This window comes from Streptomyces sp. GQ60 (assembly GCF_059758875.1).
The window spans coordinates 485,760-498,172 of the sequence record NZ_JCAXEG010000001.1; the positions used below are offsets into that span (position 1 = coordinate 485,760).

Here is a 12,413-nt window from a genome sequence, read left to right on the forward strand (position 1 = left end):
CCGGCATGACCGAAGACCTGTGGGTCCCGCACGCCCTGCGCGCACCGGACGCCCCGCACGCACCGCATGCCCCGCACCTGCCGGAGGGCGCCGCCGAGGCGCCCGCGCCGGGCAGTGTCACCCTCATCATCCCGACCTTCAACGAAGCCGGGAACATAGGCGAGTTGCTGCGCAGGCTGGCCATCGCGCTGCCCGCGCACCTGCCCTGCTCGGTGCTGTTCGTCGACGACTCCACGGACGACACCCCGGCCGTCGTCGAGAAGGCCGCCCTGGAATGCGCCTTCCCGGTGGCGGTCCTGCACCGCGAGACCCCCGCCGGAGGGCTCGGCGGGGCGGTCGTGGAGGGCATCGCGCGGGCCGACACGGACTGGATCGTCGTCATGGACGCCGACCTCCAGCACCCGCCCCACCTGGTCCCCGAGCTCGTCGGGGAGGGCGCGCGCACCGGCGCCGACCTGGTCGTGGCCTCCCGCTACATCGCCGGGGGCAGCCGGGCCGGGCTCGCCGGGAGCTACCGGATCGCCGTCTCTCGCGGAGCGACCTGGCTGACCAAGGGGCTCTTCCCGCGGTCCCTGCGCGGGATCAGCGATCCGATGAGCGGGTTCTTCGCGATGCGCCGCTCGGCGGTCACGGAGGAGGCGCTGAAGCCGCTGGGCTACAAGATCCTGCTGGAGCTGGCCGTGCGCTCCCGGCCGGCGCGGGTGGCGGAGGTGCCCTTCGTCTTCCAGGACCGCTTCTCCGGGGAGTCCAAGTCCACCGCCCGCGAGGGCCTGCGCTTCCTGACCCACCTCGCCTCGCTGCGTTCCGCGACCCCGCTGGCCCGCATGATCGGCTTCGGGCTGATCGGGCTCTCCGGCTTCGTCCCGAACCTGGCCGCGCTGTGGATGCTCACGCACACCGGGATGAACTACCTGCTCGCCGAGGTGGTCGCGAACCAGGCCGGCGTGCTGTGGAACTTCCTCCTCATCGAGACCCTGCTCTTCCGCGACCGGCGCCGGCACCGCCGCTGGGCGGACCGGTTCGGGCGCTTCACGCTGCTGGCCAACGCCGATCTGCTGCTGCGGATCCCGCTGATCGCGCTGCTCGTCGGCACCTGGGGCTTCGGGGTCCTGTCCGCGACCGCGCTCGCGCTGGTCACCACCTTCGTCCTGCGGTTCGCCGCGACGGAGGCACTCGTCTACCTCCCGCGCAAGGCGGGACCGGCCCGTACGAGTTGAACCGCCCGAGTTGAACCGTACGAGTCGAACCGCACGATGAGCCGCACGAAGGGATGCTCCCCATGCGAAGGAAGATCCGGCGCGGGGCAGGGTGGCGGGCCGCTCTGCTCGCCGTCGGGGCGATGACCGCGGGCCTGCTGCTGACCGCACCGCAGCAGGCCACGGCCGGACCGCCCAACCTGCTCACCAACCCCGGTTTCGAGACCGCCGGCCCGGCCGGCTCCGACATGCCCTCGTGCTGGTCGAAGTCCGGCTGGGGCGACAACGACTTCAGCTTCACCACCGTCGCCGACGCGCACTCCGGCACCAAGGCGATGAAGGTCTCGCTCACCCGCCGGGTGGACGGCGACCGCAAGGCCCTGGTCACCGAGAACGGCACCTGCGCCCCGACGGTCGTACCGGGCCGCCAGTACGACCTCTCGGCCTGGTACAAGTCGAACACCCCGGACGTGTCGGTGACCGTGTTCCGCCACGACACGACGGCCGGCTGGCAGTACTGGACCGATCTGCAGAACCCGCCCGTCAGTGCCGCGTGGGCGCGCACGGAGGTCCGTACGCCGGCCGTCCCGCCCAACACCGACAAGATCGTGTGGGGCCTGTCCGTCTACGGGGTGGGCACCCTCACCACCGACGACTACGCGCTGGAGGAGGTGGGCGTGCCCACGCCGCTGCCCACCTGCACGGGCACGGCCACGGAGTGCGCTAAGGGCAAGTGGGAGGTGATCGCCGCCAAGAACCCGGTGCGGTCGATGCACGCCGTCGTGCTGAAGAACGGCAAGGTGCTGCTGATCGCGGGCTCGGGCAACGACATCGCCCAGTTCAACGCGGGCACCTTCACCTCCGCCGTCTACGACCCGGCGAACGGCTCGTTCAAGACGATCCCGACGCCCGTGGACATGTTCTGCTCCGGCCACGTCCAGCTGTCCGACGGCCGGGTGCTGGTGATGAGCGGCAACAAGGGCTATCCCTCGGCGGACGGCACGATCGGCTACCAGGGGCTGAAGGACTCGTACACCTTCGATCCGGCGACCGAGAAGTACACGAAGACGAACGACATGAACGGCGGGCACTGGTACCCGTCGGCGACCGTCCTCGGCAACGGCGACGTGATCTCCTTCGGCGGGCTGAAGGAGGACTCCACCGGCAACGTGACGGCGGAGAAGTTCTCGGCGGCGCAGAACAAGTGGCTGCCGATGAACGAGGTCAACCAGACCTGGTCGTACTGGGGCCTGTACCCGTCGATGATCCTCATGCAGGACGGCCGGCTCTTCTACTCGGGCAGCCACACCTTCGGCAACGGCACCCCGGGCACCGGCGCCTCCGTCTACGACTACGCCGCCAACACCATCACCGACGTGCCGGGCCTGCGCAACAAGGACCAGCGCGACGAGTCGGCGAGCGTGCTGCTGCCCCCGGCGCAGGACCAGCGGGTCCTGACCATCGGCGGCGGCAACAACGAGACCAACCCGGCCGCGAACCGGATCACCGACATCATCGACCTGAAGCAGCCGAGTCCCGCCTACACGGCCGGCCCGGACCTGCCGCTGGGCCTGGTCGACCAGGGCGCCGGCAAGCGCCCGCAGACCGGCGCCGAGGGCAAGATGTACGTGTCCGCCGTGCTGCTCCCGGACGGCAAGGTGCTGGAGACCGGCGGCGCCCTCCACGACCGGGCCGACCCGGTGTACGAGGCCTCGTTCTTCGACCCGGTGACCAACACCTACCAGGCCGGCCTGGCCACCGACCCGATCCCGCGGACGTACCACTCGGCGTCGTTCCTGATGCCGGACGGCCGCGTCATGTCGGTCGGCGACAACCCGGGCAACGGCACGTACAACCACAACGTGTCGATCTACACGCCGCCGTACCTCTTCAAGGGGGCGCGCCCGCAGATCACCTCGGTGATCGACAACCAGTGGGTGTACGGGGACACGCAGCGCATCACCGTCAACCGGGCGGTCGCCAAGGCGGAGCTGATCCGTCCGGCGGCGGTCACCCACTCCTCGGACCCGAACCAGCGGTTCGTGGACCTGCCGCTGACGGTCGTCAACGGCACCACCATCGACCTGAACGTCACCAGCAACCCGAACCTGGCGCCGCCCGGCTGGTACATGCTCTTCGCGGTCGACGCGAACGGCGTCCCGTCGATCGCGCGGTGGGTGCACCTGGGCGGCCCGTCGGCCCTGGCGGCCACCGCGGAGCCCCCGGCCGCGCACGAGCACACCTTCGCGAACGAGCTGGGGGCCCCGAAGCAGAACCCCGCGAAGCGGGACTCGGCCCCGGTGGCCCCGAGCGTGGCCGGCTGCGACCGGCACTACGGCACGGCCAACGTGTGCGTGCCCACGCGGTTCCCGGCGGAGGTGAAGGCGACGACGAAGGCCCGCTGCGACTGGCTGGCCGCCCACAAGTACCCCAACCGCCTGAAGGTCAACGGCAGTGACCCGCTGCGCCTGGACCCGGACGGTGACGGCTACGCCTGCTGAGCCCTGAGGTCTCTCTTTCGGATCGTGCGGCCGTGCGGGGTGTCCCGCACGGCCCGCACGGCCCGCACGGCCCGGACGATCCGGAGGAGACGGCTCAGTGCTGGTAGGCGGCGATCGAGATGCCCACGTAGTGGGCGACGAAGGCGGCCAGGGTCAGCGAGTGGAAGACCTCGTGGAAGCCGAAGAAGCGGGGTGAGGGGTCCGGTCGCTTCATGCCGTAGATGACGCCGCCGACGCTGTAGAGCAGGCCGCCGACGATGATCAGGACCAGGACGGCGAGGCCGCCCGCGCGCATGAAGTCGGGGAGGAAGAAGACCGCCGCCCAGCCCATGGCGATGTAGCAGGGCGTGTACAGCCAACGCGGGGCGCCGACCCAGAAGACGCGGAAGGCGATGCCGGCCGCGGCCGCGATCCAGACCGCCCAGAGCAGGGTCCGGCCGGTGGAGTCCGGCAGGAGCAGCACGGTCAGCGGGGTGTACGTGCCCGCGATGATCAGGAAGATGTTGGCGTGGTCGAGCCGCCGCAGGACGGCCTCGCCGCGCGGGCCCCACGTACCGCGGTGGTAGACGGCGCTGACTCCGAAGAGCAGGCACGCGGTGAGGATGTACACCCCGCACGCCACCCGGGCCCGGGTCGAGTCGGTGAAGGCCATCAGAACGAGGCCGGCGATCACGACGGCGGGGAACATGCCGGTGTGCAGCCAGCCGCGCATGAGCGGCTTGGCCTCCTGATCGGCGGGTTCGACCACCGGAGCGGCGACGGCAGCGGCGTCAGAAGTCATGCCGGCCATGCTACCTACGGGTGCGTAGGTTTCCGTTAGTGCGCTTTACGGAAGATTGACCGGAGTGGCGATGCTCACGTGAGAAGCCCCCTGGACATATGCGCACACGCACCGGATGATCAGATGAGTGCGGTCGACACCGGATGAGCGGAGCGCGAAGCGTCCGGGTCGCGGCCCCCACGGGGCAATCACAAATCAAACCCCTCAACAAGGAGCGATCGTGGCGCGCGACATCGCGGCTGGCACCACTTCCGACGTCCCCACCAAGCACCAGGAGCTGGTCTCCTGGGTCGAGGACATCGCCGCCCTCACCCAGCCGGACCGCATCGTCTGGTGCGACGGCTCCGAGGTCGAGTACGAGGCCCTCTGCGAGGAGCTCGTCTCCAAGGGCACCTTCAAGAAGCTGGACCCGGCCAAGCGCCCGAACTCGTACTACGCCGCCTCCGACCCCACCGACGTCGCGCGCGTCGAGGACCGGACCTTCATCTGCTCCGAGAAGGAGGAGGACGCGGGCCCGACCAACCACTGGAAGGCCCCTTCCGAGATGAAGGAGCTGTTCGCGGGCAAGGGCGAAGAGGGCGGGATCTTCCGCGGCTCCATGAAGGGCCGCACGATGTACGTCGTCCCCTTCTGCATGGGCCCCCTCGGCTCGGAACTCTCCGCGATCGGCGTCGAGATCACCGACTCCGCCTACGTCGCGGTCGCCATGCGCACCATGACCCGCATGGGCCAGGCCGTCCTCGACGAGCTCGGCACCGACGGGTTCTTCGTCAAGGCGGTCCACACACTCGGCGCTCCGCTCGCCGAGGGCCAGGCCGACGTGGCGTGGCCGTGCAACACCACCAAGTACATCTCGCACTTCCCCGAGACCCGCGAGATCTGGTCCTACGGTTCGGGCTACGGCGGCAACGCCCTGCTCGGCAAGAAGTGCTACGCCCTGCGCATCGCGTCCGTCATGGCCCGCGACGAGGGCTGGCTCGCCGAGCACATGCTGATCCTCAAGCTGACCCCGCCCCCCTCCACCTCCGGCCGGGTCGAGGCGAAGTACATCGCCGCCGCCTTCCCCTCCGCCTGCGGCAAGACCAACCTGGCGATGCTGGAGCCGACCATCCCCGGCTGGACCGTCGAGACCGTCGGCGACGACATCGCCTGGATGCGCTTCGGCGAGGACGGCCGCCTCTACGCGATCAACCCCGAGGCCGGCTTCTTCGGCGTGGCCCCCGGCACCGGCGAGCACACCAACGCCAACGCGATGAAGACCATGTACGCGAACACCGTCTTCACCAACGTCGCGCTCACCCCCGACGGCTCCGACGTCTGGTGGGAGGGCATGACCGAAGAGGCGCCCGCCCACCTGATCGACTGGAAGGGCAACGCCTGGACCCCGGAGAGCGACACCCCGGCGGCCCACCCCAACGCCCGCTTCGCCGTCCCGGCCTCGCAGTGCCCGACGATCGCCTCCGAGTGGGAGGACCCCAAGGGCGTCCCGATCTCCGCGATCCTCTTCGGCGGCCGCCGCGCCTCCGCCGTCCCGCTGGTCACCGAGTCCTTCGACTGGAACCACGGCGTCTTCATCGGCTCGAACATCGCCTCGGAGAAGACCGCCGCCGCCGAGGGCAAGGTCGGCGAGCTGCGCCGCGACCCCTTCGCCATGCTGCCGTTCTGCGGCTACAACATGGGCGACTACATGGGCCACTGGGTCGACGTGGCCAAGGGCAAGGACCAGGCCAAGCTCCCGAAGATCTACTACGTGAACTGGTTCCGCAAGAACGACGCGGGCAAGTTCGTGTGGCCCGGCTTCGGCGAGAACAGCCGCGTCCTGAAGTGGATCGTCGAGCGCCTCGACGGCACCGCCGAGGGCGTCGAGACCCCGATCGGCATCCTGCCGACCGTCGCCTCCCTGGACACCGACGGCCTGGACCTGCCGGCCTCCGACCTGGAGTTCCTGCTCACGGTCGACAAGGAGGTCTGGCGCGACGAGGCCTCGCTGGTCCCCGCCCACCTGAACACCTACGGCGACCACACGCCGAAGGAGCTGTGGGACCAGTACGAAGCGCTCGTCGAGCGCCTGGGCTGAGCCGGCCACCGGGCTGATCAAGCCCCCACCGAACCCCTGCGGCCGGCTGTCCCCGGCCACGGGCTGACGCGGGATTCCCCGACCTAGGATTCCCTGCGACCTTCCAAATAGGTCGTGTGCGTCTGCTGACGGCGGGCCTCCGTTTCACGGAGGTCCGCCGTCATGCGTTCCGCTTCTTCCCGCAGCAGCGTCAGCTGCCGCTCCAGGTGGCGCTCGGGCGATTCGCCGCCCGCCGTGAGCCGGGTCCACCAGCGGGTCCGGTTGTAGGTGTCCACGCACTCCGGCACGTCCGTGCGGATGGCCCGGGTCAGCGCGTGCACCGCCTCCGGGTCGGCGGCCAGCACGCCCGCCACCCAGCCCGGCTCCAGCATCGCCGCGTACAGCCCCAGCAGCCCGGCCAGCACCGCGGCGGGCTCCGACGGCAGGTCCACCTCGCCGACGTACTCCTCCAGCCGCGCGAAGTCGTCGCGTACGAAGCCCAGTTGCTCGGCGGGCTCCGGCGGTACCGGCGGCGCCGGCAGGTCCGGCGGGGCGACGAGCGCGCCCGCCCCGTACAGCCCGGCGACCACCACCGGCCAGTACGTGCCGGCCACCCCGGTGAGGGTCAGGCCCACCCCGACCACCCCGCAGGCGCTGCCGGCCAGGTTCTTCTTCGATTCGAGGTACGCGAGGAGCCGCGCGCCCAGTGCCCTACTGGTAGCCACGGATCTCCTCGAAGGCTCCGTCCAGCGAACCGTTGCCGTCGGTGGCGTCGAAGAGCCGCCCGCCGGTCAGTTCGGTGATGTGGGCGAGCTCCTTGCGGTCCGAGTCGCCGAACAGCACCGCGAAGACCGGGGTGTGCTTCTGCGCCTCGGGCAGTCCCGCGTAGAAGGCGTCGAAGTGCTTGGCCCCGACCCCCGCGGTGTTCTCGCCGTCCGTCATCAGCACGATCGAGGTGAAGGCGTCCGCGCTGCCCTTGCCGAGCTGCTGGTACGCCGCTTCCAGGCTGCTGTAGACCGCCGTGCCCCCCTGGGGCTGCAGCGACTTCACGTCCCCCCGGATCGCGTCCAGGGCGGGACCGGGGTCGCCCGGCTGGACCGTGTGCGTCAGGACCTTCTTCACCTTGTCGCCGAAGGGCAGCAGCGTGACCTCCTCACGGTCCCGGAACCGCTGCCCGGTGCCCGAACTCCCGGTCCCCGTCAGGTCCGTGAGCGCCGACTTCAGCCGGCCGATCCGGTCCTCCTCGGCCATCGACCCCGAGGTGTCCAGCACGTACACCGTGCGCGAGGGCCGGCGCAGCTCGTTCTCGTAGCTGGACAGCAGCCCGTCCGCCACCGAGCGGGTGCCCGGGAAGGGCAGCTCCCGCCGCTTGTCCGGGTTCAGCCCCGCCGCCGGGGTCACACCGGCGGCGACCGGCCGCCGGAAGGTCTTCTCGGTGATCGCCTTCTGCGCCCCGGTGCCGCGCAGGTACTCGGTCAGCGCGCGCCCCGACTCGCGGGCCCCGGCCGGGGCCGAGGTCAGCAGGGTCAGCGGGTAGTGGGCCGTGACCACGCCGTCGAGCGGCCGGATCACCGTCAGGCCCGTCTTCGCGTCCCGGTTCATGGACAGCAGCACCGACTCGTAGTTCACCAGCGCGTCCACGTCCCCGCGCTGGCCGTACGCCGTCGCCAGCCAGCCCGAGGAGCCAGAGGTCAGCTTCTGCCCCGTGAAGAACTCCTTCAGCTTCGGCTGCGCCTTCGCCACGTCCGCGTCGGTCAGTGCCGCCTGTGCGCCCGAGAGCCCGGAGGCCACCGAGACCAGGGCGGAGAAACCGGAGTTGGAGCGCACCGGGTCGGTCATCCCGTACGTCAGCTTCCCGGCGGCCACGGCCTCGTGGACCGCCGACCAGGTGACCGACTCGGGCTTCCAGCCCAGCCGGGCCAGCGCCTCGGGCTTCACGCCGAGGGCGACGGGCGAGGACATCACCGGGGTCTCGCTCGACAGCTTGCCCGCGGCCTCGGGCCGCAGGCGCAGGTAGTCGTTGGAGGAGAGCCAGACGGCGTCGAACTTTCCGTCCGCCGTGCCGGAGGCGATCTGCTCGACCGCGTCGAGGGTGCCCGACATGGTCAGCTCCACGCCGACCCCGGTGGCGGCCTTCGCCGCCTTCAGCACCTCGTCCATGTCGGACAGCTCGCTGGATGCCAGTACGCGGAGCTTGCCCTCCTGGTACGCGGTCCGCTCCGGCTTCGTGTGGCCGGGATCCTCGGTGCACGCGCTCGCCCCGAGCAGGGTGGCGGCGAGCGCCACCGCCGCGGCGAGCCGTCTGCGCATCACGGCGCTGCGGATGCTCGTGCCGTTCATCGGGCGTCGCCGCCTTCCAGAGCGCCGGCGGTGCGGGTGCGCGCCAGGTACGCGGAGGCGTTCTGGAGTTCGCCGGTCAGGGATTCCACGGTGGCGGCCATGTTCTCGGTGGCCTGCGCCTTGAAGGTGTCGATGGTGTCGAGCGTCGTGTAGATCTGCGCGAAGGCGGTCCGCAGCGTCTCCGCGCCGACGGCCGGGTCGGCGGCGATCCGCTGGATCTCCCCGCTCTGCGTGGACAGCATCTCCGCGTTGCCGCGGATCAGGCCCTCGGTGGTGTCGCGCAGGCTGTTGATCTGCTGGACCACCTCGCCCTGGGTGTTCAGCGCCTGGGCCAGCATCACGGCGATCCGCAGCGCGGACACCGTGGTGGTCGCGGCCCGGTCGACGCCCTTGATCAGCTCTTCGTTGTTGCGCCGGACCACGTCCATGGCCAGGTAGCCCTGGGCGCAGACGGCCAGCTGGGTCAGCAGGTCCTGGTGTTTCTGGCGTACGGGGAACAGCACGTCCACGCGCAGCGCGTCGGCCTGCCGCGGGTCGCTCTGGCCGGCGATCCGCTGTTCGACGGCCGAGTCCAGGGCCTCGGTGAGCACCGCGTACTCCTGGAGCTTGCCCATGGTCTCCCACAGGCGGGCGCGCTCGGTGTGCAGGGCGGCGTTGTCGCGCCGCAGCTCGTCCTGGCCGCCGCGCAGCGCGCCGACGATCCGGTTGAGGGTGGCCTGCGAGGAGGCGTACTTGGCCACGTGGTCGCGGAACTTGTTGCCGCCGGGCAGCTTGGAGATGAGCTTGCGCACGCCCCTCAATGAGCCGGCCGGGCGGCCCGGGCTTTCGCTCGGGTCCAGGTCCTCCACGTTGCGGCGCAGTTCGACCAGCGAGCCCGCGACGCGGGCCTGGGCGTCGCCGCCGCCGTCCGCGGCGAGGGAGCGTACGGCCCGCTCCAGCATGCGGTTGGACTGCTGGGCGGCGCCGCGGATGTCGGCGGTGCCGAGGCCGGCGATCTCCCCGATGCGGTGCGCGAACTCGGGGGAGCGGCTGTCGATGCCGGCCAGCGAGCCGACGTACTCCCCGGCCCGGCGGGCCATCTCCTCGCGCACGCCGTCCTGGAGCGGTACCAGGCCGGAGGCCTGCTCGCGTTCGACGGGGGCCACGGGCTCGGGAGCGGTGAGGACGAGCGGAGCGTCCTCGGGCGGAGTCAGTGTCATGCTGATCGGTCCCCCTATCCCTTGGCGCGGGCGGCGAGCGCCATCAGGACCTTGACGGTCGGTGCGCTGACCTGGCGGATGCCGGTCAGTCCCGGGTTGAGGTACGCCGTGTGCGGCGCGGTGGCGGCGGTGAACTCGGCCAGCCCCTCCGTCGGCCGGAACCCGTGGCGGACCGCGAGCGCGCGCAGCTTCGGGTCGTCGGCGAGCAGGGAGCCGAGCTCGCCGGCCTTCTCGCTGATCGGCACGAAGGTGTGCGGGGAGTTGACGGTGGTGTCCGGGTAGAGCACCACCATGTCGCCCGGATCCTGCTTCTGCTGGAGCAGGCTGGCCACCTGCGACTCGTAGGCGAGGATGAGCGGTTCGCCGCTGCCGCTGATGAAGGAGCGGAAGGGGTCGTCCGTGCTCTGCTCCAGGGCGCCCTGGACGGAGATCAGCTTCTTCATCAGGGGCGCGGTCCGCTCGATGGCGGCGTCGTCGGCGACGATGGCCGAGCTGTTGGCGACGTTCGAGGTGGTGGCGAGGAAGAGCGCACCCGAGTTGGAGGTGGTCGGGTCGGTGGTCTTGATGAACACCGTGCCGGCCAGCTCGGGGTAGGCGGTGGTGCCGCCCTGGAGCTCCTGCCACTTCTTGTCCCCGTCGGCCGCCTTCAGGAAGGGGCCGAGGAGGAGGGTGCCGGAGTTCTTGCCGGTCATCTTCGCGAGGCCGTGGTCGGTGAGGACCCTGGCCGCGTTGGCGCGGGCGATGACGACGAGAGGGGAGAAGAAGGGCTTGGTGTTCTGCGCGCCCTTCACTCCGGCCGCCGCCTCGATCTCCTTGGCCGGCTCGTTGCTGCTGGGGAAGGCGAAGTCGAAGTCCTTGAGGGCGAGTTGGTCCATCGCCCAGGAGCCCGAGGTTTCGGTCTTCACGGTGTAGCCCTTGTCTGCAAGGGCCTTGACGACGTCGGGGTCGCGGAAGAACTCGGACTTCTCCGAACCGATGACGCCGCGCACGGTCTTCGTTGCCGTGCCCTCCGGCTTCTTTCCTCCGATGGCGATGACGGCTATCACGCCGCCGACCAGGAGGACCGCCAGGGCGATTCCTAGGATGCGTCTCACGGGTGCAGCGTGCTCGCGGAAACCCACATTCCGCGCGGAGTTGAGTGAACGCGAGGTGACGAGGCGGTCCCACTTCGAAATGCTGTGTGGGCCCGTGGGTGCTGGTGGCCGGGGCGGGCTGCCGGGAGGATCGTTCCATGGGCGTGAGCGCGTTGAAGTGGCAGGGCTGGCTGGTCGCCCTGGTGTTCGTGGCGGGACTGCTGGTCTTCGCCCCGCTGGGGCTGTACGTGTGGGCCGGCGGCGCTCCCGCCGCGCGGCCGGCGGGGGCGGCGCGGGCCGACGTACGGATCACCGGCTGCCGGATCGACCCGGCGAGCCGTCGCGTGGTCGCCTCCGTCGAGGCGGTCAACGGCTTCCCGGAGCCGGGGTCCTACGTCGTCACGGTGGAGTTCCGCGAACAGCCGCCGCCGCCGGCCGCCCGTGGCCCCCAGGCGCTGGTGAAGATCCCGGGTGTCCGCCCGGCTTCGCTGGAGCGCGTGGACGCGGTCGGCCCGGTCTGGCCTCCGGCCACGACGCCTTGGTGCGGCGTCGCCGCTGTCGACTTCGCCCCGGACCCCGCGCCTCACACGCCGGCGAGCCGGTCCAGCCCGTCCGGCGTTTGAGGACCCGGTCCGGGCGGAGGCCGGGGAACGGGCGAAGGGCGGGGAACGGGCGAAGGGCGGGTGGGGGACAAGCCCCGCAGGGCCGGCCCCGCTGCGCCGGGGCGGCACCGGGCGAGGCCGTCCGCCGTGCGGCAGGGAGACGGGTTGCACGTTCAGGCCCCGCAGGGCATGGCACCCGGTCCGGAGCCTCCGCGGCCCCGGACCGGGGCCGTCAGTGGGCGCCGACGAGGTCGAGCGCGGCGGTGTGCGCGTCCATGCGCTCGGCGGCGAGGATCGCGACCGTGGTGTCGGCGCGGGACGCGGCGACGAGCAGGGCGCGGGCGGCGAGGTCGTGGGCGCGCTGGTGCAGCGAGGCGAGGGCCTCGGCGCCGGGCTCCAGGCCGGGGCGCCGGGGCGCGCGGGCGGGCTGGGCCCCGCGCAGGCGGGTCACCTGGGCGGCGATGGCGGCGGCGGCCTCGTCGAGGCCGAGCTCGTCGGTCACGGTGAGCAGCGCCGCGAGATGCCCGGCGAGCTGGATGTCCAGGGCTTCGGCGCGGCTGCTGCGGGGGTAGTCGCTGCGGCGGGCGCCCATGCGGGGGTCGACCGCCTTGGTGCGTGTCGGCTCGTACATGGGACTCCTCTGCGTGGTCAGAGGACCATCCTAC

Annotated in this window: 10 protein-coding genes; 4 read left to right on the forward strand and 6 right to left on the reverse strand. The window is 71.3% G+C overall.

From position 1 onward, the window contains the following. Positions 1-5: 5 nt before the first annotated feature. A complete protein-coding gene (locus tag AC6CKD_RS02300; RefSeq protein WP_498324770.1) occupies positions 6-1,217 on the forward strand; it encodes a glycosyltransferase in 1,212 nt (403 codons plus the stop codon). Between the two features lie 62 nt (positions 1,218-1,279). Then, on the forward strand, positions 1,280-3,697 hold the full coding sequence (locus tag AC6CKD_RS02305; RefSeq protein WP_498324771.1) for a galactose oxidase family protein: 2,418 nt from the start codon (positions 1,280-1,282) through the stop codon (positions 3,695-3,697). 94 nt (positions 3,698-3,791) lie between these two features. On the opposite strand, the gene trhA is transcribed toward AC6CKD_RS02305, so the two are convergent. Beyond that, positions 3,792-4,478 carry a PAQR family membrane homeostasis protein TrhA gene (gene trhA, locus AC6CKD_RS02310; protein WP_498324772.1) on the reverse strand — a complete coding sequence of 229 codons (687 nt, stop codon included), beginning with the start codon at positions 4,476-4,478 and terminating at the stop codon, positions 3,792-3,794. Between the two features lie 220 nt (positions 4,479-4,698). Between trhA and AC6CKD_RS02315 the strand changes: the two genes are divergently transcribed. Then, positions 4,699-6,555, forward strand: a complete 1,857-nt coding sequence (locus AC6CKD_RS02315; protein ID WP_498324773.1) for a phosphoenolpyruvate carboxykinase (GTP) — start codon at positions 4,699-4,701, stop codon at positions 6,553-6,555. Between the two features lie 83 nt (positions 6,556-6,638). Here the strand turns inward: AC6CKD_RS02315 and AC6CKD_RS02320 are convergent, their stop codons facing one another. From AC6CKD_RS02320 to AC6CKD_RS02335, 4 genes are read right to left on the reverse strand one after another with little or no spacing between them, the layout of a single operon-like run. Further along, complete coding sequence (locus tag AC6CKD_RS02320) at positions 6,639-7,259, reverse strand: hypothetical protein (protein ID WP_498324775.1); 621 nt, start codon at positions 7,257-7,259, stop codon at positions 6,639-6,641. After that, positions 7,246-8,874: a substrate-binding and vWA domain-containing protein gene (locus AC6CKD_RS02325; protein ID WP_498324776.1), complete on the reverse strand. Its 1,629-nt coding sequence runs from the start codon at positions 8,872-8,874 to the stop codon at positions 7,246-7,248. Before AC6CKD_RS02325 ends, AC6CKD_RS02320 begins: the two co-directional genes overlap by 14 nt. After that, the gene (locus AC6CKD_RS02330) at positions 8,871-10,073 is read right to left on the reverse strand and encodes a toxic anion resistance protein (RefSeq protein ID WP_498324778.1); all 1,203 of its coding nucleotides are present in this window, start codon (positions 10,071-10,073) and stop codon (positions 8,871-8,873) included. Before AC6CKD_RS02330 ends, AC6CKD_RS02325 begins: the two co-directional genes overlap by 4 nt. A 14-nt stretch (positions 10,074-10,087) precedes the next feature. Further along, entirely contained in the window at positions 10,088-11,167 is a 1,080-nt protein-coding gene (locus AC6CKD_RS02335; RefSeq protein ID WP_498324779.1) for a hypothetical protein, read from the reverse strand. 143 nt (positions 11,168-11,310) lie between these two features. Here AC6CKD_RS02335 and AC6CKD_RS02340 point away from each other — a divergent pair, with 143 nt between their 5' ends. Further along, positions 11,311-11,769 carry a hypothetical protein gene (locus AC6CKD_RS02340; protein ID WP_498324780.1) on the forward strand — a complete coding sequence of 153 codons (459 nt, stop codon included), beginning with the start codon at positions 11,311-11,313 and terminating at the stop codon, positions 11,767-11,769. Between the two features lie 211 nt (positions 11,770-11,980). Here AC6CKD_RS02340 and AC6CKD_RS02345 read toward each other — a convergent pair whose 3' ends face one another. Next, a complete protein-coding gene (locus AC6CKD_RS02345; RefSeq protein ID WP_498324782.1) occupies positions 11,981-12,379 on the reverse strand; it encodes an SCO4983 family protein in 399 nt (132 codons plus the stop codon). Positions 12,380-12,413: the final 34 nt, after the last annotated feature.